Raw genomic sequence first — 23,700 nt, forward strand, 5'->3', positions numbered from 1 at the left:
CTTTTTCTATTGAAACAAACATGGAGGAAATGAAGTGAATACACAAAAGAAATTTCTTAAAGTTCTAAGTATGCTCACAATAATTTTGTTAATTGCAACTATATTCATACCAGGAAATGGAAATCGTAATGCAGTCGCAAGTATCGGAATCCTTGGCATCCTGATGCTATTTCTTTCCACACTTCTTCCTAAAATCTATAAACTGACTCTAAACCTACTCAAGAACCAGGGCAAAACAAGCCCTTGGTCTTCTTTGAAATCATCTGAGCCAGTTTCCGAAACAGAAGAATTGCTTTGGAGACAAATTAGCTATCAGATTACCGACAAACTACAGGCTGCATTTCCAAATGCAACATGGGAATTCCAGAAGCCGCCATCCATGAAGCAGCTTCTTTGCGGAAATCCCATACGTCTGAGAACCTTTCATACGGAGGACTACAACTTTGCGGAAGCACGTATGAACCAATACGGATATCTGGAACTTCAAATGCTGACCATTGCCAGCCTCAAAAAGACTGTCACAGTTACCGATGAGGACGATGTTCCTTTTGCTGATCCGGAATCCTGGTATTCCTTAATTGGCAAGAAAAAACTGGAGAACCTTATCGGACAGCTCCATGCGAAAGGACACCATAAACTCTATATTAATGAAAACGGGCAAATTTACATCCAAAATGGTGATACAGCGGAAATCAAGGATTGTTTTGATTATTTCCCGCCACGAAACTATTGGGATATTCTCATTTCCATCTTCCAAAAAGATGAATTGACCGCAAAAGAAAAGGACCAGGCACTAGAATTATCCTGGATAAAAGAATAAAGGAGGAAATACTATGCCAAATACAAACTTTGTCCCTAACTGGACTTTTGAAAGAACGCTACCATCTCCATTTGACAGCTATTCCGGGAAAAGTGCAGTGATGAAAGACATCGCTTCCAAATACTGTAATCAGCCTAAAAAACGGGCTACTCTCCATTCTGCTACTTTGCAGGCAGTTTTTTCTTATATGAATTTGGAAAATCCACCTGCTGGAAAAGCAGAGGAAGAACTCGGAGCCATTGGAAGCCAGGCAAACAATTTTACAATCGCAGAATATCCAAGCCGTACCGGGTTGCTGCATGTAGTGGTCTACAACCGTATGACTGGGAAATTTATAGCCGGAAAGTATGAAAAACCTTTGGATCTGGACAGTAAACCAGAGCCATATCAGTTTAAAAAAGATGAAGATTCCGGAAGTGCTCTTTATTTTGCTTTAATGCCTACTTTCCTTTCAGATGACGAATTCAATGAAAAATATCAGGAATTAAAGCAACACCGTGATGACGGTTTTCCTGACCTGCCCAAAGCTGCAGAAACGGCTGCGGTTCTTTGTGATAACGTGTACCGCAGGATCCGTTATGGTGATTCCCTTCCTATCGGGAACATCAAAGTTGACACTCCTGCAAATGGCGTGCTCCAAAGACTTACACCACTGAATATCCAAAAAGGTGTTTATGCACCAACGGAAATTATCCAGGGTACCTTTCAGGTATTAAAAGGTGGACATCACTATACTGCTTCCGCCGTTTCAATTCCCAAAGAAGATTTTGTCGATAAATACATCCTGTCCAATTCTCGGACATTAACTCCCCAAGAAGAATCAACCGTTCCTATTCTCGAAGATTGGTATGTAATCCCAAAAGAAATCCAAAGAATATGCGAACATGCCAAATTAACAACTGACAGCAAGCAGCCTATGAGGAATTTTATGCTCCGTGGGCCTGCTGGAACGGGAAAGACCGAAGGTGCCAAAGCCATTGCTGCAGGACTTCACCTGCCTTACCGATGCATCACCTGCTCGGCAAATACAGAAATTTTTGACCTTCTTGGACAGATTTTACCTGATGTAGATGAAAAACAGCTTTCTTTGGTAGGGGAACTGCCCTCTTTTCAAGACATTACCCTCGATCCGGCTACTGCCTATGAAAAATTAACGGGTACTTATGATGAAAAGGTATCAGAAAATACAGTTTATGAAGAATTGATCCATCATATATCTGAGGAAATGAAGCAGAAACAAGCTGCTACCTCCAGCAGCCAACAGTTCCGCTATGTGGATACACCACTGGTTGAAGCCATCCGAAACGGCTATCTGGTAGAAATACAGGAGCCTACGGTGATTGCCAATCCTGGTGTACTGGTAGGACTTAATTCCCTATTGGACCGTTGTAACAGCGTATTTCTGCCAAACGGGGAAGTCATCCATCGGCATCCGGATACTACCATTGTAGTCACAACTAATCATGACTATGCCGGCTGTCGTCCCATGAACCAGTCTGTCATTTCAAGGATGAATATGGTCATAGATATGGATGAACCGGATGAAGAGACCATGGTAGAGCGTGTTCTTGCTATTACCGGATGTTCCGATAAAAAATCAGTACGTACCATGACACAGATTGTACGTTCCATCGCACAGTATTGTCAGGATAACCTGATAACAGATGGCTGCTGTGGAGTCCGGGAATTAATTGCCTGGGTTCAGTCTTTTATGGTATGTGGCGATATACAGGAAGCTGCTCATTATACCATTTTATCTTCCGTCACTGCCGATTCTGAAAGCCGTATCGAAATTGAAGGTTCTTGCTTGGATACAGTTCTTGCATCATAACACACTATTGAGGAACACCTTTTATACCGAAGCCGAACTACGCAAAACTCTGGCAGAAAATCTCGTTTATTTAAGAAAATCCAAGCAGACGAAACTCTCTCAGAAAGCCGTAGCAAGACTTCTGCATCTACCGGAAAAAACAATTATGAACTATGAAAATGGGCATACGCTTCCATCTGCTTACGCCGTCTTTCGGTTAGCCCAGTATTACGGCTGTACAATGGAAGATCTCCTAACCCAAAATATGAAAAAGAAAGAAAGGTGAAAAAATTGAATAACACTCAAAAAGCTTTAAAAAGAATGATCCGGGATACGGAGTCAAAAATCACTGATGAAGAACTCTTTCTTTCATCGGCTTTCCAAAAATACCAAACATCTCTGGCGAAAGCGGCTACTGGCCGTTCTCGCTATGGACTTCAGGTGCTTATGGAATGGGACAGTTCTGAAAATGCAGACATCGCTTATACAGATAATTATAGAATTCACTGTAACGCCGCAAACTCGATAACCCAAAGCTTTCCTTCCCGATTTCTGCGGTCACAAAGCCTGACTGGTCTAACTGGACATGAAATCGGACATCTGCGTTACTCTGATTTTGCATCACTACAGCTTTATCTGACCAATATGGAAAATGGTTCCTTCTATCCAGAAGCACCAGACAATCTGCCTTCTGGATACAAGGCAAATCTGCAGGACATCTTAGATGCCATGGAAGAAAAAGATAACGCAACGTGTCTGACGCTATCCCGCTGTGCTGCACAGTTTAATAATATACTGGAGGACATCTACATTGAAGCCCGGATGTGTGAAGAATATCCCGGAACTTTTAAGCAGGGAATACAGATCAATAATCTGCGGATGTCTGAATTGATTCCTTCTATACAGGAACAAATTGACTGTGGCTATCAGCCGTTTTCCATTATGAGCAATTTAATTTTGTCTTATTGCCGGACTGGTAATATAAATAACCGCACGAATTATTCTGGAGAATACACAGACACCCTTTCAGACTGCATGGATTATATTGACGATGCTTTAATTGCCACACAGGGGAAAGAACGCTTACGTGCTTCCAACTATCTTTTAGTACTTTGCTGGAACTATATTCAGCCTATGGTAGAGTTAACCAGAGAGTCTTTAAAAAAGCAGGATAGTACCCAAGTTGGCGATGCTCTGGAGGATCTGCTGCGGAAAGAATCAGGTAGCGGATCTCCTCTTCCAACTGGTAAAAACGGAGGAATCCCTAAAAACATTCCAGGTCCTACAGTAAAATCAAAAACTCCTATAACCTGTGACTTATCTGGTCTTGATCCAAATTACAGGCAAGATGCAATCAACCAGGCAGAAAAGGTACTGCAGGAAGAAGGAGGAAGAATTGAACTTGCTAAAACTACAGCAGTATTAGATGGAAATAATCCAGGAATCACATACGCATCACAGTATGCCGGTTCCGGTTATGAAAATGCAGCGAATGATCTTGCACGCATCCTAAATGATGTTGCTACGGAAAAAGCCCAAAATGATTATGAACAGGAATTAACAGAAGACTTGCAAAAATCGGCGGATGAAATACATTACGGAAATGCCCATGCAGGCATCCATGTAACAATCCACCGCATCAATCCAGTTTCCGACTTTTTTATCAAATCTTATCAAACAGTTGTTTCCCCTCTTTTGCGGACCTCCAAAAGGCTGCAAAGTTCCATTCTTCCTTTATTAAAAGAAGAGGCAGAAGGCGGGAAACAAAAAAACCTGTTATTTGGTAAAAGGCTGGATATGCGGGCTTTACACCGAAAGGACGGCGGTATCTTTACCAGAACCAGGCTTCCGGATGAAGAACAAAAACTTTCCGTGGGACTTTTGGTTGATGAAAGTGGTTCTATGGGCTGGGGAGATCGTATTACCCATGCCCGGAAAACTGCAATCGTGCTGTATGATTTCTGTATGAGCCTGGGAATTCCTATTACCATTTATGGGCATTCTACAGATTCTAAGGGGGTTGCTTTGTATTCCTATGCTGAATTTGATTCTCTGGATGCCTCTGACCGTTACCGGCTGATGGATATGTCTGCCCGTAATGGCAACCGGGATGGAGCTGCACTTCGTTATGTTGCGGAACACCTGGCAAAGCGTCCGGAATCACAAAAACTCCTCATCATAATCTCTGACGGACAGCCCGCAGATTGTGGGTACAGTGGTACGGAAGCAGAAGCAGATCTTCGTGGTATCAAGAATGAATATCGTAAACGTGGCATTGTGATCTTTGCTGCAGCAATTGGTGATGACAAAGAAAACATCCGCAGAATCTATCAGGATGGTTTTTTAGATATTACCAAATTAGAAGATTTGCCCAAAAATATGACACAGCTTGTAAAACAATATTTGAAATAGAAAGAAGGAAAACATACATGAGTGAAAATTATCAAAACTCAATTACAGATCAGATATGCAAAGTACAGACCAGTAAAAAATTAATTGCACTGTATGACCGTCTCCGCTACACAAGTTATAACAGCTATGCACAGCTTCATGCAAAAGGAGAATTTGAAGAAAATGGTCATAAAGTTCACTCCCTTATTGGAATCTCCATACAGGATTACTCTAGTGGTACCGGTGATAAAAATATTATCACCCGTTTTCATCTGGCACCCGAACAAATTCAATTTCTGCTGTCCAGAGTTACCGCTGGCTTTCCTGAATTTGAATGGTCGCAAAGCAAAATATTTGGTGTGCCGGATGGCAATGGCTATTCTACTGCACAACAGTTTTTTATTTCCCGCCACGTATATAACAACCAGCAGGAAATACTGACCAGCCCATGGAGAATTCAAATTAATAACGGAAAAGGTATCAAGAAAAAGAATCATAACGGCGGCACTTATATGCAGGCTCAAAGTTTTATCTCTGAAAAAAGTGCTTTTATCCAATTGACAGATATGGATTTTTATATGCTGTTAAAACGTGCTGATTCCTATATCGTAAATTGGGAAAACTACGTTGCATCCTTCCTGATTCAAAACGGCAAACAACAATTTAAAAAACAACAGGACGCACGAATGGCACAAAATATACAGCCGCATGAAATGTCTTCCTATATGCAAGAACAACCACAAGAACAATATCTGAATGGTATGTATGTCGCTTAAAGAATTTCAACAAAGAAGCAGCCGAAAAGACTGCTTCTTTTTATAAAGGAAAGGAGATTTCTATGGATTATGCCACAACACTAAATATTGACCAACAAGGGCGGATCATTATTCCTGCCAAAGTAAGAAAAGCCCTACAGCTTCATACAGGCGATGTATTGATGCTGGAAGCTGACACACGCAACATCTGTCTTCGTAAATGCGACTCCCATATCCCTATGGATATCCGGTTAGACAGTTTTCTGGATATTTTACATAGTAATGTCCCTTGCCGGATCCTGTTATGTAATGATTCCAAAATCATTGCTTCCAAGAATTATCATACAGCACTTAATATGCCTGTAACAGAAAGTATTCAAAGGCTTCTGCAACAGGGAAAGATGAAATTATTCTCTGAAAAGGAACGCATATACCCTACTATGACAGGAAAATATCCCATATCAGTCTTTTTCCCTATTTCTAAAAAAGACGAATTTGGTGAAACGTTGGGTCTTTTACTATGTGCAAAAAACCAACAGCCTTTCAGCGAAATGGATTTAGGCTGTGCCAAAATGACTGCGGCGGCGATTTCCCGCTACATCCAACAAAATTATGAAAGGAAGGTGACATAAAATGAATGACTTAATGCTGCATCGGGCAGCACAATTATTAGAAGCTGAATTTGGTCCCCAATGGCGTACTGTCGCTGACATGCTTGGAACGGAAGGATTGCGAAAACGTGTAGGAAAGGAACTGACTTCTTTCATGGCATACCCAGAACGTGGAGCAGGCGGTAACAGCCAGTGGCGTGGTAACTGCTCCCCCGAAGTGGTTGCAGCACTTCTACGCTATTGCTTGGACGATAAGCGATATTACGGAAAAGATACCAGCACCTTTACCCTCTTAGATCCTATGAGTGGCTCTGGGACTTCAAAGGCGGCTGCTGACCGTTATCAGGTACGCTCCCTGCTCTATGATCTAAATCCGGCACCTGCGTATGGAAAAGGTAACTGGAATGCTCTAAAAGATGAAGTAGAGGATTCCGCTGATCTCATCTTTTTCCATCCACCCTACCATAATATGATCCAGTATTCCGGAAATATCTGGGGAACCCCTCACCCGGACGACCTATCCCGCTGTGAAAACTATTCGGATTTTCTTGAAAAACTAAATCACTGTATCCGGAAATTTTTCCTGGCACTTCGGAAAGGTGGGAGGCTTGCCATACTGGTAGGCGATATGCGGCTCCATGGTAAGTTCTATAGTATGCAGAATGATTTAATGCGGATGGGTGATTTTGAATCCTTTCTGGTAAAGGGCCAGTTTAATTGTGTTTCTGACAATCGGACGTACAAAAAGCCTTTCATTCCCATTGTGACAGAATATGCTCTGTTGCTGAAAAAAACAGATTCTTTCATTATCCCCTTCAGCATCCGGCAAGAAGGTGTGTTTTATGTACAAAATACAGATATTCTTGCACTGACTTGGCATCATCTAATCCGGATGACAATGGAGAGTATTGGAGGAAGAGGGGCTTTAAAAGACCTGTACGATTTATTAAAGGAACACCCAAAAGCGAAAAAGAATCCGCATTATCAGGAACGTATCCGTGCCACCTTATATGAACACCCAGACGAATATATACCTGTATCGAAAGGATATTTTCGTTTGAGTTACCCTGTTACATAAAAACGAGCCATGAAAAACAGATTTTCTATGACGCTACAAAAGGAGTGTGAACACTATGACAAATCGAAAGCACCATGTGAAAAATAAACAAATAACGACACTCTCAGGATGGTTTCATTCTTCGCTACGGGTTGGGGAACGTGCTATTATTTCTGGAGTCAATGGTTTCTCTATTCTGACATCTCCTATCCTAACGATTTTGGAAGTATCAAATGACAGTATCGTTTTCGAAACAGAAAATACCATTTACCATTTGGTTCATACACCAGAGACCGTATCGGAAGTGATGTGTGCTTGAATAACATATATGAATTGGGAAGCAGGCTTTGTGAATTGCTTTCAACTTTGAAGAAAAACCGAGAATACGTTCCACTTGAAATTTTACAAACACAGTATCGGATTCCTTATGAAAGCCTAAAAAAGCAAATTGGTGATACAGCAACAGCTTTTGTAAAAGAAATTACATTATCAAAGCTTATGATAAATCCAGATGTATCTCTGGAAGAGCAGATTTCTGTTATCCAACAGGCAATTACAACATCCGGGATGCTCAAAGAAATGAGCTATACCTTATCAAAACTGTATGATGTGGAACTACTGCACAGGCAGGCATTAAAATTAAGGACATATATTGAAGATGCTCTATATCCATATATTGCCCTTCAGGATTGCCTTGTCGTTGATATGGAACGTATAGAGGATACGCCAATTATCTACAATACAATTACCCAAAAGGTTTATGAGAATGGGCAATGGAGTAAACAGAATTTGGATCTGCATGGGAAACTATTAATCTATGTAAAATCTAGTCCTCCTATGCCTGCAGCAACAGAACAAATAAACAATGGATTCTAAATTCAAAAATTTTTATGTCAAGAAGGGAAACTTTTATGGGTTTCCCTTCTTATGAAAATAATTTCAGTTGTTCATATTCTGCTGTCCGATTCAACAGTATGGGCTTCTTAGCAAGAATAAATTCTACCGCTGCATCCTCCATAATCCAATCTTCCAGTTCTTGTCGTTCCAAAAGCAATGGCATCCGTTCATGCACTGGTGCTACGGAAGCATTTGCCTGCGTAGTCAGAATTACAAAACGATTTTGACCATTATAGATTTGATAACACCCTGCCATAAATAATGTGGCATCCTGCTTTGGACTTTGAAAAGTATATTTTTCTTTGTTTTTACTCCATTCGTAAAAGTGATGGGCAGGAATCACACATCTTCGATGCAGCACACTGTCCCGAAAGGTCTTCTTGTCCAGTATCGCCTCTGCCCTTGCATTGATAAGCAGTCCCTTTCCCTGGAACCCCGGAAAGCCCCACTGCATCTGCCTCGCAGCCACTTCCTTACACTCCTTTGTAAGAATGACTGCAGATTCAGACGGGTGGATGTCCTGTCCATGCTCTATCTTTAAACGCTGGTCCAGTTTCCTTACAATCTTTTCAATTTCCCGTGAAGTTTCATCATCCACATAATATCTTCCGCACATTTTCTGTCCTCCTTTTTCCTATTTTACTTCATCCCTGGTATCTTATACAACCAGTTTCCATGCACAATCCTCCGGACAAAAGAGAAGCACAAAATTGATTTGTTTTCCCAAAAGTACCGCCTGACATCTATACTTCCAGTTCAAAATTCCCGCATACCACTGCTTTTCTACAGTCAGAACCTGGATATGATTGATTTGAATAATCTCTTCATCCTCCCCTTTTACCTTCAGCATCAATGGCAGAGATTTTCCGGTAGCTGTGAACCAGCACTGGACTGCCACCTCATGATAGGTTCCGGATAAAGGCTCCTGCTCTGTATGCTCTGTATTTATTCCGATTCCAAATGCCACCTTTCCTTCCCCCTTCCCGCTATTCTGTCTTTAATTTCTCATAGTCCACAGAACGTTTTTCCCGTGAAATGCCACCACTCATGTGATCAATACACCCACCTAAAAAAGCCGCACGTATTACCGAATCATTCCCATACCGTTTTCTGATCTGATCTATCGTTTCATCCATTTTTTCCAGTTTCTCATAATCATTCGTATCAAACAGATTTAGTTGTCTCATATTCACCTGATCCTTGATGCGGCTGGTATGGATTCCCAGATGCCGGATGGGTGTCCCATCCCAGAGCTGGTCAAATAACTGGCAAGCACACTGATGAATCTCTATCGTAATATTGGTTGCATTCTGAAGCGTCATCTGGTGACTGGCATAACTGAGATCATAATTCTTGATCCCTACTGCAATCACTTCTGCCCTGACTCCTGCTCCACGAAGTCTGCTTCCTACTGTCTCTGCCAAAGCCAACAGCACCAATTTTGCTGTAGATGCATCTGTCACATCAAAAGGAATCGTTGTAGAATTGCCGTATCCCTTATTAGCAGGCGGGGCCGACTGGACTACAGACACATCAATCCCATTTGCAAACCCCCAGACAACTTCCCCATGTTTCTTCAAATGTTGTTTTAAGTAACTCGGATCACTCTTTGCCAAATCTCCTATGGTCCGAATTCCCAACTTGAAAAGTGTCTTTGTTGTTGCCCGTCCTACAAAAAACAAGTCGCTTACCGGCAATGGCCACATCTTTTTCTGTAACTCAGACTTCCATAGTGTGTGCACTCTGTCGGGCTTCTGAAAATCACTTGCCATCTTAGCTAACAGTTTATTCTCTGAAATACCGATATTCACTGTAAATCCAAGCCGTTCCTTAATCTGTCTCCGCATCTTCTCCGCCGCTTCCACTGGTGTCCCCCAAAGCAATTCCGTTCCAGTCATATCTACAAACGCCTCATCTATCGAGTATTGTTCCACTGTGGGAGAATACTCTTGCAAAATTCCCATAAAAGCTTTGGAACACCTCTCATACAATCCATAATTCGGAGGCACTAAGATAAGATTTGGACATTTCTGTTTTGCTTCCAAGATTGATTCACCTGTCTGTATCCGATATTTCTTTGCTGGAATGGATTTTGCCAAAATGATTCCATGACGCATCGCCATATCCCCACCTACCGCTGACACCTGTTCTCTTAAATCGCCTTTCCATCCCAAATGATGCAGCCGATATACCGCTTCCCAGGACAAAAAGGCAGAATTTACATCTATATGAAAAATCACTTTTTCCAAACTCACGTTCCCCTCCTTTATATCTCATTATATAGAACATACGTTCTGAAATCAAGAGATAATATTTTCCATATCCATGCTTCCTCTATATATAGTAATTTTCTTCTCAGAATAAACAATATATAGTGCTTTTATATTGACATATACTACATATGGTGTTACACTTACTATGTAATTATTATTTGTGTCATCCGGAAAGGATATACGCACGCAGTTTAGGTTTGTAAAAGTGTCAGAAGTATACCACGCTACCAGCAGGGACTTCTGGCTTTTTTATTTTGCAGGAAACTGCACGCATTAGAGAATGAACATCCGTGTCATTCTCTTTTTTTATGCCTGAACGCAAAGAAAGGAGGAAGAAAAACCGGAACAAATAAGAATTACAACTATACCATAGAAAAGGAGACAAGAATAAAATGAACCACTCTAATGAATTATCAAACGTGGAAAAAATCAAACAACTGGTGGACCATCTGAATTTACAGCGTAACGCTTATTATAATGAGAACAGTCCGAATATCAGTGATGCGGAATATGACCGAATCTTCGATGAATTAGTGGAATTAGAAAAGCAGACAGGCTTTGTCTTATCCAATTCACCGACACAAACCGTAGGCTATACTCCCATCAGTGAACTTCCCAAAGTAAAGCATCCGGTCCCTTTGCTCTCTTTAGATAAGACAAAGCAGGTACAGGACTTGATAAGTTTTGCCGGTAAGCAGCCAGTTCTGTTTATGCTGAAGTTGGACGGATTAACGACTAAATTAGTCTACGAAAATGGAACACTTGTAGAGGCTTCCACGCGTGGCGACGGAGAAATTGGGGAACTTATCACCCATAACATCCCTGCATACGTTGATGTCCCTCTCTCAATTCCATATAAAGGCCGGCTGGTGATTGTTGGAGAATCCTTCATCCCAACCCATGACTTTGAGCGTTTAAAAGAAACCCTCCGAGATGGAAAAGGAGAACCTTACAAAAATGGGCGAAATCTGGCTTCTGGCTCTGTGCGAAGTCTTGATCCGGCAAATTGTGCAGGACGCTGTCTGCACTTTATGCCTTTTAATGTTCTGGAAGGTCTGGACTCTCCATTTCTCTTTCCAGACAGCAGAGCTATGAAAATTTCCAGCCTGTTTGACTATGGTTTTCAGCCTTGTCCTTATATTGCTGCAAACCATCCCTTAACCTCGGAACTTGTAAATCAGTATATTGAAAGGCTGACTGATCTGGCAGGCAAAAAACATCTGCCTATTGACGGAATTGTAATGATTTTCGACAGTCTGGACTATTCCAAAAACTGTGGGCGTACCGGACATCATTATAAAGATGGACTGGCTTTTAAGTTTGAAGACGAAACTTACGAAACCACTCTTCGCAATATAGAATGGACACCCACCCGTTTCGGAGAAATTGCACCTGTGGGAGTTTTTGACCCTGTGGAAATTGACGGATGCTCTGTTTCCAGAGCAACCCTTCACAATCTGACCTTTATCAAAGAATTAGAATTGGTGCCAGGTTGTAGAATTTCTGTATCAAAACGTAATATGATCATTCCTCATATTGAAGAAAATCTGGAACGTGGTCATTACGTAGATGCAGTTCCTCCTGTATGTCCATGCTGTGGTTCTCAGACTCGTATCTATCAAAGAAAAGGAAATGATGGGCGTCTCATTGAAACGGTGCATTGTGACAATCCCAACTGTGATAGCCAGATCCGAAAACGCTTTACACATTTCGTTGGAAAAAAAGCAATGAACATCGAGGGACTCTCCGAAACTACCTTGGAAAAATTCCTGACTTTGGGTTATCTCCAGACATTTCCGGATATTTACCATCTAAATGAACATCAGGAAGAAATCTTACAGTTGGAAGGTTTCGGTAAAAAATCCTTTGAAAGATTATGGAATTCCATTACTTCCAGCCGGAATACTACCTTTGTCCGGTTCCTGGTTTCCATGGATATTCCTATGGTCGGAAGGACCAAAAGCAGGATTTTGGATACAGTATTCCACGGCAGTCTACAGGAATTTTTTGATGCTGCCTCTGATGACTATGATTTCACCCAGTTAGATGACTTTGGTGATACTCTGAATCAGAATATCCATGACTGGTTTTCTGATGAAAACAATTTAATTCTCTGGCACGAACTCCAAAAAGAACTTATATTTGAAGAAAGAAAGGAAATGAATACTATGATGAAAGAAAATGTATTTACAGGATGTACTATCGTTGCAACAGGAAAACTTGCTCATTTTACAAGAGATGAAATCAACTCGAAGATTTTAGAGCTTGGAGCAAAAGCCGGCAGTTCTGTCACAAAAAAGACAGATTATCTAATTTGTGGGGAAAAAGCCGGCAGTAAATTAGCAAAAGCCCAGTCTCTCGGCATTAAGATTTTATCTGAAGATGAGTTTCTTGAAATGATTGCGTAAGGAGAAATCTATGAGTATCATTACATCCGTTTTTCATATCTATGGATTTCTTATTACAGAAGAGGCTGCTAATCTTATCCTTCGATATACAGAGGAAGTTTTTCCTGATTTATACAAAGAGTTCTCTGATCCAGAATCACTCTTAGCCTTTCAGGAATATCTTTGTGAGAAACTTGATGGCTGTCGTTATGGCACTGCTGAGTCTATGACGGTATGGAGGATCAAAGATCAGGAAGAACTGGACTTAAATCCAGGAGAAGAATTTTATATCATTGAACTTAAAAATTCTTCCCACTTATTTTCACAGGCGTATTCTTCTTATACGGAAGTTATCCAAGAAATTCAAGAAACGTTTGGTGAATTACTTCCTCCCGATTTTCCATTAGATGATTTTCTTGTGGAAATCATGGGCGAAGTTTGGGGATAGTGAAATGGGGTGACGCCCCATTTCAAACATCTTTTGCAACTTTACATTTATAGTTATTTTACCGTTGGAAAGCACCTTCTTTTTTGATATAATGAAAGCAAATGGAGGGATAACGTATATGAGTATTCAATCAGATATAGAGATGCTATCAATTGAAGCACTGGAATATTATGCTAAAAAGCACCAAATATCAGAAGACGATGCCTTTAATATTTTCTACAAACATCAAGTATTTGAAAAAATACTGGTACAACACGAAACGTTGCACCAATTAGATATTCATGATACTTTTCAATACGTAGAAGATATTATAGAAGAAGATACGCCCACGCTTGTTCTTTTCCATGGCTCCAATATTGCATTTGATAAAATCGATTTGAACAAATCACATAACCGTCGTGATTTTGGTCGTGGATTTTATTGCACAGTTCTCGAACAGCAGGCAAATGAATGGGCGAACCGCCTGTACTTGCGTACTCATACTGGCGGCAAATATGTGTATCGGTATATCTTCCAGCAATCCGAGGAACTAAAAATCAAACATTTTGCCACCTTGGACAAGGAATGGTTGGAGTTTGTCAAACTCAACCGTACTGTCGGCGATATCCAGCATCACTATGATGTTGTAATTGGGCCTGTTGCGGATGATAATACCATGGAAACTGTACAACTTTATTTGTCCGGTATCTTGAGCGTGGATGAAGCGGTTACAAGGCTTCGGTATAATAAGGTTAATAATCAGGTTTCCTTTCACACCCCACTTGCTCTTGAACATCTGGTATTGGAATCTCGAAAGGATGTGTAAAACATGGAAGGTAAATATTTTTTTAACGGAAAAGATATTTCAATGAATCTGTATATTCAGATCCGGGATGTTATCGATATTATTATGGAAAAGAGTAATCTTTCCTTTCCGGATGCCATGGGCAAATTTTATCATTCAAAAACTTACAAGGCCCTACAAAATACAGAAAATACTCTTTGGGCGGAATCTGCCGGCTATATTGCAGACCGCTATTACGAAGAACAAGAAGAAGCACAAATAAACAAATAACAAACAAAAAAATATGTTTAAGAAGGAACTGCTTACCATAAGCGGTTCCTTTTTTGTATAAGAAAGAAGGGATTACATGTATATTAATACCTATTCGAATCATTACCAGCAAACAATTGACCACTTTCATGGAGCATACGCTTTTCTTAGTAACTTCTATCCTTCCCGGATATATTACCGGGGCTACTGGTATGCAAATAATGAGGCTGCTTTCCAGGCACAAAAGACCATTTCCCCTAAAGAACAGCTTCAATTTACCAAATTAAGGAATCCAAAAGATGCAAAAAAACTGGGAAGAGAAGTGCAGCTCCGTTCAGACTGGGAAAGTGTAAAGCTTATGTACATGTATGAAATTTGTATGTGCAAATTCATGCAGAATCCTACCCTATGTAAAGCATTACTTGCTACTGGGAATTGTCACCTTGTTGAAGGAAACAACTGGGGAGATTACTTTTGGGGTTCTGTAAATGGTCATGGCGAAAATCATCTGGGCAAAATTCTTATGGATATACGTGCAAAGCTTCAATTTGAATGTTAAAACATAATTTATCCAATTTTGCACTGTATGAACTGCAAATATTTTGCTATAATGAAAGATAGATTTTAAAGAAAGGATTTGTGCTTATGTATCTGAAGCGTTTTGTCTATGACCGTCTTCTGGATTGGAAAAATGAAGGAGGTCATAGTACCCTGGAAGTCGGTGGAGCCCGTCAGGTTGGAAAAACCTACCTGATACAGAAATTCGCTGACGAAAACTACAAACACAAAATTTATATTAACCTGTTTGAATTAAGCGGCAAACAGTTTATGGAATGTTATAAACAGGCAACCGACTGGACACCTGGAACAAAACGGCGGGAGCATCCTCTCCACGATGCCTTCCAGTTATATGAACCGGACTTTATTGATTCTGAAGATACCGTCATCATTATTGACGAAATCCAGGAGTCTTCCGAAATTTATAACCGTATCCGGGAGTTTACACGTCACTTTAAAGCCCATTTCATCATCACAGGAAGCTACCTTGGACGGATTTATGATCCAGAATTCCGTTATTCCAGCGGCGATGTCACCAAACTCACCATCTATACGCTTTCTTTTGAGGAGTTTTTGATGGCCTATGATCAGAATCTGTATGGCGATTACAAAAAAATATCTCTTGTTTCCTCTGAAGCAGAAGTCTATAATCGCTTAAAGGAAACCTATGAGCTGTACTGCCAGATTGGTGGCTATCCCAAAGTGGTCGAAAACTATCTGGAAAACCGGAACATCGTAAAAGCTCAAGGCGAACTCGTAAAAATCATTGATACCTTTACCAATGAATCCATTCGCTATTTTACGGATATTTTGTATACCAAAGTGTTTACCCATATTTTCTTTTCCATCTGCCGTATTTTAAATCGTGAAAAGAAAGGATTTTCAGAAGACAGCATCAGTGAAGAATTGCAAAAACTGGTAACCAAAGACTACTCCAGCAATATTTCAAAGGCTACCTGCAACCGTGCCATTAGCTGGCTGTACTTTTCTGGAATCATTGGATTCTGTGCAAAAATAACAGAAATGGACATTCTGGATTTTAAGTCTGCAAGCCGCTGCTACTTCATGGATATGGGGCTGGCAAATTATTATCTGACACGTACCGGTACCGATTCCCGTGTACTTGCAGGCACATTAAATGAAAATTATGTCTATATCAACCTGAAGAAACGCCAGGATTTTCCACCGGAAATTTCCTTTGAAACCCCAGCTTTTGCTACTTACCGAGGCGGAGAAATTGATTTTTTGGCACAAAGCCTATCTTCTTCCACCCGATATTTAATAGAAGTAAAAGCCGGAAAAGGGACTGCTTCCACTGCCCAGAAAGCTCTGGCTCAGGGAAAAGCAGATAAGCTTCTTTATTTAAAAGGGGCAACCAAAGGAGGAATAGACGGAAAAACAGAAACACTGCCTATTTATTTATTGGAACAATACAAGTTTAATTAAATTTATGTTTACGAAGAGACTACTTGCGAGTGGTCTCTTTTTATTTAGAAGGATCACGAAAAACACAGCACTGAATTAGTGAAAATTTATGAATTTATGAGAATTGGCATAGATGTGATGTTACGGAAAAGGGGTATGGATTTATTCTATTCCCTCTTTTGTCAATGCCAATTCCCATCAAGAAAGGAAGAATTACATGAACAATACAACAACTGAATTACAATGGGGAGATGTCATCTTCAAACCTGGACAACGTGTGCGGACAACCGATGCCAGCGATTATGCAGGATTGGATGGTGTTATTTTGGAAATTCATACCGGCGAAGATAAAGAAACCGACAATCTGACTCCTGATATTCACTGTTGCTTTGATTTTCCTGAGTCTGAAGCAGACATTCGGAAACTAGAGGAACGCTTTTCTTCTCTTTACAATATGCCAAAAAAACTGGATGATCTTGCTTTGGATGAAGTGATTATGTCCCCGGATGAACTGATTTCTATTCCAGAAGAACCCTCTCGTCTTCTTCATTATATTGGTACAGACGAATGGGCTCGCCCGGTATACCAGGATCAATATGGGAAGTTGTGGAAAGATGTAGAACTTGGTGACTTTGAAATTCCTCATCTGCACTCTGCAGTCGGAAATGAATTTGATGGAGAACCGGATATGCCTATCCGGAAACCATTTAGAATTTTAACAGATAAACCGAAAAATCCTTATGAATTTCAGTACATGATGCTTAGTCGTTTACAAAGCGACTGTGAGTATTACTTGAATTACGGAAACCGTTGTACTGGACATCTGTACTATCACAATGAAAGCAAACAAATTGCCGCCATGAAAAAACTCTGGAATGAATTTCCGGATGATGGGAAACCAGAATGGTTGACATGGAAACAAATCCTAGAATACGAAAAAGCAATGTGTTCAGACACAAAATAATAGAACCGCCATAAAAATATTTTTTTTAAGGAGAATGATTATGAATTCAATAAAAGAACTAAAAGAACAATTAGGATATGAAGAAATCGGTCTCGATGATACATTTACATTTCACTGTACCCAATGCGGAAAGTGCTGCATTCACCGGGAGGATATTCTCTTATCCCCGAAAGATCTGTTTAACATAGCAAAAAAATTTCAAATTACACCAGCGGAAGCCTTGGAACAATATTGTGAAACTTATATTGGATGTAACTCCCGTTTCCCGATAGTCCGCCTGAGACCACAAGGAAGTGTCAAACGCTGCCCTTTATTAAAGGATCAGAAATGTTTGGTTCATGATGTAAAACCGACTGTCTGTGCCATGTTTCCGATTGGTCGGTATCTTACCCTTTCTGCGGATGATAGTTTTCCGAAAAATCCAGAAGAACTGTCTGTTGGATATATCTTTAATAATCCTGAGTGCGGAGACGGAATCGAAACACATACCGTCCGGGAATGGTTTCGTAGTTTTAACATTCCACTAAAAGATGACTATTTCTTTACATGGACAAGAACACAGGCAACACTCTGCAAACATCTACAATTTCTGGAAGAACACATATCAGAAAAGACCATGATTTCAATATGGAATGCTACTTTGATAACTCTGTATCTGAACTATGATATTACAGAAGATTTTCAAACGCAATTTCAGCAAAATTCAGATGCAATCCTATCCTTAATTGAAACACTAGGAACTGTTGACATTCCTAAGAAATCATAAACAACTATAAATACTTTGAGCCGACCAGTTTTGGACGGCTCTTTTTCATATCACTTTACATTCTGGCAGCTCTTTTGTTTCCTGTTCTTATCACACGCAATCCATTCATCCAAAGTAAGCGGCTGATAATTTGAATACATACAAAAACAGTTAATCATATTACATGGAATATGCTGTGTTTCCCCCTGTGTATTCAGAAATGTTGTTTCAGATGTGATTCCTTGAAATCTTTCCAGCAATCTCTGATCCTGCGTATCGTGTACATGTCCATACAACATATAGGTTTTTGGGTTTCCTTCTGCATTCAATTTATACTGTCCGTTATAACACATAATAGGATAATGACAAAGTATCACTTTTCTCTTATTATCGCTAAGTTCCTCATACATTTTAATCCACTCAAAGCGTGAACTGTCGAAGTTTGGATCCTTGACATAGTGGTCATGGTTTCCCTGTATCAGATATAGACGTCCGTTCAATTTCTGAAGCAACTGGTTTGTTTCTTCAGATTTCCCCCATGATAAATCCCCTAAGATAACAACTTCATCCCTATTACGCACTTTACTATTCCACTGTTTCAGCATATAATCATTCATTGCATTTACATTTGCAAATCCACGTTTATCCATTTTTGTATTCAAATTTTCATGAAAGAAATGTAAATCTGCAATATAATATCTCATTTTATATCATTCCCTCAATCTTGTTTAAATTATCAATATTTACAACTGCCCAGAACACTCTTTTTAAATCTTTCCCTTTCAAAGTTGATGCCGGGATTACCGAATCTTTACCAAATTCCTGAATAAACTGATTTCTGAGTTTACGAATTTTTTGTCCTTTTTCTGGTCCCGATAAATGCTCCATACCTAATTTTTTTTCAATCTCTAATGCCTGTTTTACCTTATCCCAACCCATGCCTGAAATCATCAGTTCATACATCAAGCGAACCAGGGATGCTCCGCAGGCAACCGTTTTGGGATCATACTGCACTTTCCTGTTTAAATATAACGAATGAAAATCATTAATAAACTTTTTCAATTCTGCATCTTCACCGCTATCGGCTTGTTGATAACGCAAAAGCTGTTTCTCAACATCTTTTACGATATATTTAGGTTCATAATCTCTTCCCTCCAGCGTGCTCCCCAGTGTAATCTTCCTTGTATTCCATTCTTGTTCTGCCCGTTTTAAATACTTTTCTTTCACAACAGAGCATTGCATCTCGGATATACAGTTTCTGGACAACATCATAATATCATAGAACTGCTTCACCTGTTCATCCAGCCTTTCATTTTGTACGCCAATCGTATTACAACCTAATGTGGTGAGCTTATCCGCAAATAAATAATTCAATGGAAGGATCTGATAGTTCCATGAACTGTTTACCGCAAATATGTTTTCTCCCGTTCTTCTTTCATATTCCCATTTTTCTGGCTGGAGAATAAATTCTATTTTTAATTCCTGATAGGGAATACTCTCTCTCTCCATATTACGTTCTGCATTGGATAGTACAGAAGGAACTTTCGTGTAATATGTATGTAATGGAAGATTTGTTTTCGGATTCTTAGGGCTATGTTTATGAAAGTAAAACAATTCGTCTTCTGTCCCCAAATATTCTTCGATTTTCCTCAATGTTTTCTTTATTTCCTCTTCTGTTCCAAAAAATAACATATCAATGTCTACACTTGTTCTTTGAGCATCCCTTGGCAGATAAAACTGCGTGGCTGCACCACCTTTCAATATTATTTTATCTCCTAGTATTTTCTGAATATGCAAGAATAATTCAAGATCCCATAAAAACAGTTCCATTCTCGCCATATTTTTAAACCCAAATTCTTCCATTCTCTTCTGAAAGGTTTCTCTCTGAAATGCTTCCTCTTTATGAAATAACTTTTTGTAATCCAAATTTTATTCTTCCCTTCTAAGTATTTTTCCAAACTCTATTGCCGAATCTGTAATAAACCGATTTTCAACGATAAAGCGAATATCATATTGTATATTCCTTCTTGATGCTACTGTTATCAGCTTCTTTTTATCTATATTTCCCAATCTGCTGAGATTCTGATAAATTCTTACCAATTCTTGCAATGATAGTGGATATCCGTTTCTCGTTATTGCAAAATAAAGATCTGCAAAAGCCTTCTCTATACTTGCCAGACCTTCACTACTGTACTGAAAATCCTCCGTTGTGTATAAAATCACCTGCATATTATGGCTACCTGAAAACATAGCATCTTCATACATTTTTTTCGTGTATTGTGGTTCTATCACCTCAAATCCTTCTGCTAATAAATTGTTATATATTTCCTCTTTTGCTGCTTTTTCAATAAATGCAATGACAGGATATTGTTCTGGTATGTGTAACATATATTTTGCCAAAATATCCAAACCGGATATATAATAATAAAATCCCAGCTCATCCATGTAATTTTTCAATTTTTGGGCTGTTTCACATAAAATAATTCCCTGTCTGCCTTTCAAATCATTGAAGGAAAATACACCGTTTCGCACTCTCTTAATGTAACCCGCCTCTACTAATTTAGAAAGATTCCAATATAAAGTAGACTTTTTTAACTCCGGGAAAAGGGGAATTACTTCATCTGTATAAAAGGTAGTTTGATTCCCAAGATTTTGTTTGATTATCTCGTATTTTTTTTCTAATGCTGTTTTGCTATTCATACTACACCTACTTTCTTTTCGTAGTATATCACATAGCACCTATAAAAACAATAAAATAAACGCAAAGTTTATATTTGCGTTTATTTTATTGTTTTTATTTATAATTCAATCTATTTGCAAATATATTTGTAATTTCAATAAAAAATACGCAAATACTATATTTGCGTATTTTTATTGAAACTCACTAGAACTGCAACAGCAGCTCATATAGCATCCTATAACGTTTTCCAATCCAGCCTATTCTTTATAATGGAATGATCCTTGGAACTTGTACTCCTGCTGTAATTCCCATTTCTATCTTTCTCCTATAATCCCGAAAACTATGGATACGAAACCCAGGCATTCCCCAAGCACAAGAAATTTTGCGAACATAGTACTCGTTTGATTTTGTGAATATTTTCCCTTGCTTCCTGTGCAATAACTTCATAATCCGTAACGACTGAGTTGAAATCTTAGGAAACGTTCCATTAACTTTTTTATACAAATCTCCTCTTTTGGTTTCTTCCAAAATAATAGTTTTTCCATGCATACAGGACCATTCTATACATGGAATATCTGCACTTCTTATCCCTGTTTCCATTGCAATTCTCAAAAATAAGGAAGTTTCAAAATCCTTTTTATATAGGAATTGATCTGCTATCATCTTGTAATGATCAACAAAATAAATTTCTCCTATCTTTCTTTGTAGTTCTGCCAAAGATATGCTATTCAGCCATTCCAGTTTTCCTCTGTATTTTTCAACAAATATCATCCCCTGCTCAGCTTCAAAAGATTGCCTCAAATCACGGATAGCCTCTGACCAACATTTTCTTTGTCCAGGTAACAATAAACATACCATTTTCTGTAAAAATTTTTCTTCACTATCCGGATTCCACTGTATTAAACGCTTTAGTTCTTCATAGGCTTGATTTACTTTATATTCCATTGTACTATTTCTCATCTTCAGATTCTCCTTCGTATGGCTCTAAAATCTTTGAAGCCCTCTCCACAAACATCCTGTCTGCCCCTGAAATCTCATATTCTTTCCAAAGTGTCTTATGTATCTGTTCCTCTGTTAAATCTCTACACTTTTCCTGCAGCATACGGACAAATGGATATATCATAGTCGCATGAATATTTTTCCCGGATCGTACCATATCTCCTTCCATTTGATATGCTTCCTGTAAGCATTCCAGTATAATGCGAACATCCGTAACACTTTCTCTCATTGTGCTTCCCCTCATCAGGCTTATCCTCCTATTTACATACGTACTCTCAATCCATCTAATCTCGACACGTTCAGTCCAACCAGATACCAGTCATCTCCCATTTCAATTCGGACCGGAACCCAAACATTTTTCACCTTTACATCAAAACATTCCCCGCAATGTAGTCCTCCATAAAAAGATTCCAAATCAAAACGTATATCATACCTCCCTGTTTCAGTATCATAAAACAATGTACCTTCTCTGTGTTCACTCATAATATCTGCCTCCTTAAATTTTTCTTTTACTTAGTAATTACCTCATCTCTATACAGATTGAAGAAATTCCGGAAAAATTTCATAAAAGTTTTTCCGATACCGATAATAGGTAGAAGAAGTTAACCCCAACTCCCGCTGCAGTTGTGTCGGTGTTACCTTCTTTTGTACCACCCTCATAAATTCCTGGTTAAACTTTTCCTGTTCTATAGCCCGTGGTCTTCCTACTTCATCCCATTCACCCCGAAGCCTTTTTGCCTCCATACCTTCCTTTTGTCGCTTCTCCTTTTTCTCCATCTCTGCCTGTGCCATGGATGCATAGAGTTCAATCATCATATTATTGATTGTTTCTATCATCATCTTTGCCAGATTATTTTCCATCTGAGACAGGTCAAACAACGTGGTAGGAAGTTCCAATACCATTACCCGAACCCCTTTTTCTTCTAAAAAACGTAGCTGCTTTAAAATCTCCTGCTTGTTCCTGCCAAGTCTGTCCAGCTCTGTAATAATCAGGGTATCCCCTACCCGTAAAACATCTTCCACAAGAACGGTATAACGTGGTCTGTCAAAATTTTTACCGGTTATCTTATCTGTAAAAATACTTTCCAGTTTAATTTTCTGATTTTCACAGAACCTCTTTATTTCTATAATACCTCGGTCCAAGTGTTGTTCCTTAGTACTGATTCTGTGATACCCATAATATGCCATACGTATCCCCCTTTATACATTCCCAAAAAGTCTTAAAATATTTTGGCATATCTCAAAACTTTCTTATATACTTTTTGGAAATAAAAAAATAGCCTATTACATCTCCCATCAAAAAGCATACTTTTTGGGAGGTGACTTTCACTACTTCTGTACGCAAGATGGCATAAAAAAGCAACAAAAAAAGACAGAGGTTTTTAAAAATTTCCTCTGTCTTCAGATCAACTATTCTGGAAAGATGTCCATCTTTTTTCCTTCAAACTTATATCCTACACCTCTCACTGTTTTAATATAGCGGCACTGCTTTAGCTCCGGTTCAATTTTCTTTCTCATACTGGATACCAGACAGTACACAATATTATCAATGCTTTCCGGCAATTCCTCGTTATAAAGAATCTCAAAAATTTTTTCTTTGGTAAATATCACACCTGGTCTCCCTGACAAAAGCATAAACAATTCATACTCTGCTTTCGTTAAGACGATCTCCGTCTGTCCTCTATAAATCTTATGATAATCCGGATAAATCCTAAAATCGGAATTTTCTTCATCCTCTCCCCGGATGTTTTTTATATTTTCCACTACATATTCTTTGTATCCCAATACAGTTGAAATAGTTACTTTCCCCAAGCTACACTTCCCTTCTGTTTTCTCTTATTTAGAAA

The 23,700-nt window shown here is 39.2% G+C and carries 28 protein-coding genes; 17 read left to right on the plus strand and 11 right to left on the minus strand.

Going from position 1 to position 23,700, the window contains the following annotated elements; all coding sequences use genetic code 11:
• Positions 1-34 precede the first annotated feature (34 nt).
• The 9 genes from LJE11_RS02840 to LJE11_RS02880 all read left to right on the plus strand — a co-directional run bounded on the left by LJE11_RS02840 (position 35) and on the right by LJE11_RS02880 (position 8,320).
• The gene (locus LJE11_RS02840; protein ID WP_054337549.1) at positions 35-820 is read left to right on the plus strand and encodes a hypothetical protein; all 786 of its coding nucleotides are present in this window, start codon (positions 35-37) and stop codon (positions 818-820) included.
• Between the two features lie 13 nt (positions 821-833).
• A complete protein-coding gene (locus LJE11_RS02845) occupies positions 834-2,651 on the plus strand; it encodes an AAA family ATPase (RefSeq protein ID WP_118064354.1) in 1,818 nt (605 codons plus the stop codon).
• A complete protein-coding gene (locus LJE11_RS02850; protein ID WP_225084396.1) occupies positions 2,539-2,916 on the plus strand; it encodes a helix-turn-helix domain-containing protein in 378 nt (125 codons plus the stop codon). Before LJE11_RS02845 ends, LJE11_RS02850 begins: the two co-directional genes overlap by 113 nt.
• A complete protein-coding gene (locus tag LJE11_RS02855; protein ID WP_054337548.1) occupies positions 2,913-5,042 on the plus strand; it encodes a vWA domain-containing protein in 2,130 nt (709 codons plus the stop codon). The genes LJE11_RS02850 and LJE11_RS02855 overlap by 4 nt, the downstream gene beginning before the upstream one ends.
• A gap of 17 nt (positions 5,043-5,059) precedes the next feature.
• Positions 5,060-5,797: a hypothetical protein gene (locus LJE11_RS02860; RefSeq protein ID WP_054337547.1), complete on the plus strand. Its 738-nt coding sequence runs from the start codon at positions 5,060-5,062 to the stop codon at positions 5,795-5,797.
• Positions 5,798-5,859: 62 nt separating this feature from the next.
• Positions 5,860-6,408 (plus strand): AbrB/MazE/SpoVT family DNA-binding domain-containing protein, encoded by a 549-nt coding sequence (locus LJE11_RS02865; protein ID WP_055151554.1) that lies wholly within the window; start codon positions 5,860-5,862, stop codon positions 6,406-6,408.
• 1 nt (position 6,409) lies between these two features.
• Complete coding sequence (locus tag LJE11_RS02870; RefSeq protein ID WP_117843965.1) at positions 6,410-7,465, plus strand: SAM-dependent methyltransferase; 1,056 nt, start codon at positions 6,410-6,412, stop codon at positions 7,463-7,465.
• 55 nt (positions 7,466-7,520) lie between these two features.
• Positions 7,521-7,763, plus strand: coding sequence for a hypothetical protein (locus LJE11_RS02875; protein ID WP_227295517.1), 243 nt, complete (start codon positions 7,521-7,523; stop codon positions 7,761-7,763).
• Positions 7,754-8,320, plus strand: coding sequence for a hypothetical protein (locus LJE11_RS02880; RefSeq protein ID WP_227295519.1), 567 nt, complete (start codon positions 7,754-7,756; stop codon positions 8,318-8,320). Before LJE11_RS02875 ends, LJE11_RS02880 begins: the two co-directional genes overlap by 10 nt.
• Before the next feature lie 49 nt (positions 8,321-8,369).
• On the opposite strand, the gene LJE11_RS02885 is transcribed toward LJE11_RS02880, so the two are convergent.
• Genes LJE11_RS02885 through LJE11_RS02895 form a run of 3 tightly spaced genes read right to left on the minus strand, consistent with a single transcriptional unit; the run spans position 8,370 to position 10,596 of the window.
• Positions 8,370-8,957, minus strand: coding sequence for an SOS response-associated peptidase (locus LJE11_RS02885; RefSeq protein WP_054337544.1), 588 nt, complete (start codon positions 8,955-8,957; stop codon positions 8,370-8,372).
• A 42-nt stretch (positions 8,958-8,999) separates the two neighbouring features.
• Positions 9,000-9,308, minus strand: coding sequence for a hypothetical protein (locus tag LJE11_RS02890; RefSeq protein ID WP_054337543.1), 309 nt, complete (start codon positions 9,306-9,308; stop codon positions 9,000-9,002).
• Positions 9,309-9,327: 19 nt separating this feature from the next.
• Entirely contained in the window at positions 9,328-10,596 is a 1,269-nt protein-coding gene (locus LJE11_RS02895; protein WP_054337542.1) for a Y-family DNA polymerase, read from the minus strand.
• Between the two features lie 410 nt (positions 10,597-11,006).
• Between LJE11_RS02895 and ligA the strand changes: the two genes are divergently transcribed.
• From ligA to LJE11_RS02935, 8 genes are all read left to right on the plus strand, one after another.
• The gene (gene ligA / locus LJE11_RS02900) at positions 11,007-13,022 is read left to right on the plus strand and encodes an NAD-dependent DNA ligase LigA (protein ID WP_117843962.1); all 2,016 of its coding nucleotides are present in this window, start codon (positions 11,007-11,009) and stop codon (positions 13,020-13,022) included.
• Positions 13,023-13,032: 10 nt separating this feature from the next.
• A complete protein-coding gene (locus tag LJE11_RS02905; RefSeq protein WP_004223763.1) occupies positions 13,033-13,449 on the plus strand; it encodes a hypothetical protein in 417 nt (138 codons plus the stop codon).
• Positions 13,450-13,567: 118 nt separating this feature from the next.
• Positions 13,568-14,254: a DUF3990 domain-containing protein gene (locus LJE11_RS02910; protein WP_015526830.1), complete on the plus strand. Its 687-nt coding sequence runs from the start codon at positions 13,568-13,570 to the stop codon at positions 14,252-14,254.
• Between the two features lie 3 nt (positions 14,255-14,257).
• On the plus strand, positions 14,258-14,503 hold the full coding sequence (locus LJE11_RS02915; RefSeq protein ID WP_004223767.1) for a hypothetical protein: 246 nt from the start codon (positions 14,258-14,260) through the stop codon (positions 14,501-14,503).
• A 76-nt stretch (positions 14,504-14,579) separates the two neighbouring features.
• The gene (locus tag LJE11_RS02920; RefSeq protein WP_004223769.1) at positions 14,580-15,041 is read left to right on the plus strand and encodes an NADAR family protein; all 462 of its coding nucleotides are present in this window, start codon (positions 14,580-14,582) and stop codon (positions 15,039-15,041) included.
• An 86-nt stretch (positions 15,042-15,127) separates the two neighbouring features.
• Positions 15,128-16,486, plus strand: a complete 1,359-nt coding sequence (locus LJE11_RS02925) for an ATP-binding protein (RefSeq protein WP_015526829.1) — start codon at positions 15,128-15,130, stop codon at positions 16,484-16,486.
• A 196-nt stretch (positions 16,487-16,682) separates the two neighbouring features.
• On the plus strand, positions 16,683-17,429 hold the full coding sequence (locus LJE11_RS02930) for an LPD11 domain-containing protein (RefSeq protein WP_015526828.1): 747 nt from the start codon (positions 16,683-16,685) through the stop codon (positions 17,427-17,429).
• A 40-nt stretch (positions 17,430-17,469) separates the two neighbouring features.
• Positions 17,470-18,195, plus strand: coding sequence for a YkgJ family cysteine cluster protein (locus LJE11_RS02935; protein WP_015526827.1), 726 nt, complete (start codon positions 17,470-17,472; stop codon positions 18,193-18,195).
• 50 nt (positions 18,196-18,245) lie between these two features.
• Here the strand turns inward: LJE11_RS02935 and LJE11_RS02940 are convergent, their stop codons facing one another.
• The 8 genes from LJE11_RS02940 to LJE11_RS02975 form a co-directional block, all read right to left on the minus strand.
• Positions 18,246-18,878, minus strand: coding sequence for a metallophosphoesterase (locus LJE11_RS02940; protein ID WP_015526826.1), 633 nt, complete (start codon positions 18,876-18,878; stop codon positions 18,246-18,248).
• A 1-nt stretch (position 18,879) separates the two neighbouring features.
• Positions 18,880-20,037 (minus strand): nucleotidyl transferase AbiEii/AbiGii toxin family protein, encoded by a 1,158-nt coding sequence (locus LJE11_RS02945; protein WP_147417360.1) that lies wholly within the window; start codon positions 20,035-20,037, stop codon positions 18,880-18,882.
• A 66-nt stretch (positions 20,038-20,103) separates the two neighbouring features.
• Positions 20,104-20,874, minus strand: coding sequence for a DUF6577 family protein (locus LJE11_RS02950; protein ID WP_117457421.1), 771 nt, complete (start codon positions 20,872-20,874; stop codon positions 20,104-20,106).
• 244 nt (positions 20,875-21,118) lie between these two features.
• Complete coding sequence (locus tag LJE11_RS02955; RefSeq protein WP_015526825.1) at positions 21,119-21,814, minus strand: hypothetical protein; 696 nt, start codon at positions 21,812-21,814, stop codon at positions 21,119-21,121.
• Entirely contained in the window at positions 21,804-22,097 is a 294-nt protein-coding gene (locus tag LJE11_RS02960) for a hypothetical protein (RefSeq protein ID WP_015526824.1), read from the minus strand. Before LJE11_RS02960 ends, LJE11_RS02955 begins: the two co-directional genes overlap by 11 nt.
• A gap of 17 nt (positions 22,098-22,114) precedes the next feature.
• Positions 22,115-22,336: a DUF5348 domain-containing protein gene (locus LJE11_RS02965; RefSeq protein ID WP_015526823.1), complete on the minus strand. Its 222-nt coding sequence runs from the start codon at positions 22,334-22,336 to the stop codon at positions 22,115-22,117.
• Positions 22,337-22,384: 48 nt separating this feature from the next.
• On the minus strand, positions 22,385-23,041 hold the full coding sequence (locus LJE11_RS02970) for a recombinase family protein (RefSeq protein WP_005340281.1): 657 nt from the start codon (positions 23,039-23,041) through the stop codon (positions 22,385-22,387).
• A 222-nt stretch (positions 23,042-23,263) separates the two neighbouring features.
• Positions 23,264-23,665: a winged helix-turn-helix domain-containing protein gene (locus LJE11_RS02975; protein ID WP_025579072.1), complete on the minus strand. Its 402-nt coding sequence runs from the start codon at positions 23,663-23,665 to the stop codon at positions 23,264-23,266.
• Positions 23,666-23,700: the final 35 nt, after the last annotated feature.

This window comes from Blautia sp. DFI.1.216 (genome assembly GCF_020594215.1).
GTDB classification, from domain to species: Bacteria; Bacillota; Clostridia; order Lachnospirales; family Lachnospiraceae; genus Blautia_A; species Blautia_A wexlerae.

Bases quoted from the DNA above. Each gene is read 5' to 3' on its own strand.
- LJE11_RS02955 (WP_015526825.1), bottom strand. From the start codon at position 21,814: ATGAGAAATAGTACAATGGAATATAAAGTAAATCAAGCCTATGAAGAA.
- LJE11_RS02930 (WP_015526828.1), top strand. From the start codon at position 16,683: ATGAACAATACAACAACTGAATTACAATGGGGAGATGTCATCTTCAAA.
- LJE11_RS02940 (WP_015526826.1), bottom strand. From the start codon at position 18,878: ATGAGATATTATATTGCAGATTTACATTTCTTTCATGAAAATTTGAAT.
- LJE11_RS02970 (WP_005340281.1), bottom strand. From the start codon at position 23,041: ATGGCATATTATGGGTATCACAGAATCAGTACTAAGGAACAACACTTG.
- LJE11_RS02950 (WP_117457421.1), bottom strand. From the start codon at position 20,874: ATGAATAGCAAAACAGCATTAGAAAAAAAATACGAGATAATCAAACAA.
- LJE11_RS02910 (WP_015526830.1), top strand. From the start codon at position 13,568: ATGAGTATTCAATCAGATATAGAGATGCTATCAATTGAAGCACTGGAA.
- LJE11_RS02935 (WP_015526827.1), top strand. From the start codon at position 17,470: ATGAATTCAATAAAAGAACTAAAAGAACAATTAGGATATGAAGAAATC.
- LJE11_RS02945 (WP_147417360.1), bottom strand. From the start codon at position 20,037: ATGGAAGAATTTGGGTTTAAAAATATGGCGAGAATGGAACTGTTTTTA.
- LJE11_RS02860 (WP_054337547.1), top strand. From the start codon at position 5,060: ATGAGTGAAAATTATCAAAACTCAATTACAGATCAGATATGCAAAGTA.
- LJE11_RS02965 (WP_015526823.1), bottom strand. From the start codon at position 22,336: ATGAGTGAACACAGAGAAGGTACATTGTTTTATGATACTGAAACAGGG.
- LJE11_RS02870 (WP_117843965.1), top strand. From the start codon at position 6,410: ATGAATGACTTAATGCTGCATCGGGCAGCACAATTATTAGAAGCTGAA.
- ligA (WP_117843962.1), top strand. From the start codon at position 11,007: ATGAACCACTCTAATGAATTATCAAACGTGGAAAAAATCAAACAACTG.
- LJE11_RS02885 (WP_054337544.1), bottom strand. From the start codon at position 8,957: ATGTGCGGAAGATATTATGTGGATGATGAAACTTCACGGGAAATTGAA.
- LJE11_RS02920 (WP_004223769.1), top strand. From the start codon at position 14,580: ATGTATATTAATACCTATTCGAATCATTACCAGCAAACAATTGACCAC.
- LJE11_RS02960 (WP_015526824.1), bottom strand. From the start codon at position 22,097: ATGAGGGGAAGCACAATGAGAGAAAGTGTTACGGATGTTCGCATTATA.
- LJE11_RS02865 (WP_055151554.1), top strand. From the start codon at position 5,860: ATGGATTATGCCACAACACTAAATATTGACCAACAAGGGCGGATCATT.
- LJE11_RS02845 (WP_118064354.1), top strand. From the start codon at position 834: ATGCCAAATACAAACTTTGTCCCTAACTGGACTTTTGAAAGAACGCTA.
- LJE11_RS02875 (WP_227295517.1), top strand. From the start codon at position 7,521: ATGACAAATCGAAAGCACCATGTGAAAAATAAACAAATAACGACACTC.
- LJE11_RS02915 (WP_004223767.1), top strand. From the start codon at position 14,258: ATGGAAGGTAAATATTTTTTTAACGGAAAAGATATTTCAATGAATCTG.
- LJE11_RS02925 (WP_015526829.1), top strand. From the start codon at position 15,128: ATGTATCTGAAGCGTTTTGTCTATGACCGTCTTCTGGATTGGAAAAAT.
- LJE11_RS02905 (WP_004223763.1), top strand. From the start codon at position 13,033: ATGAGTATCATTACATCCGTTTTTCATATCTATGGATTTCTTATTACA.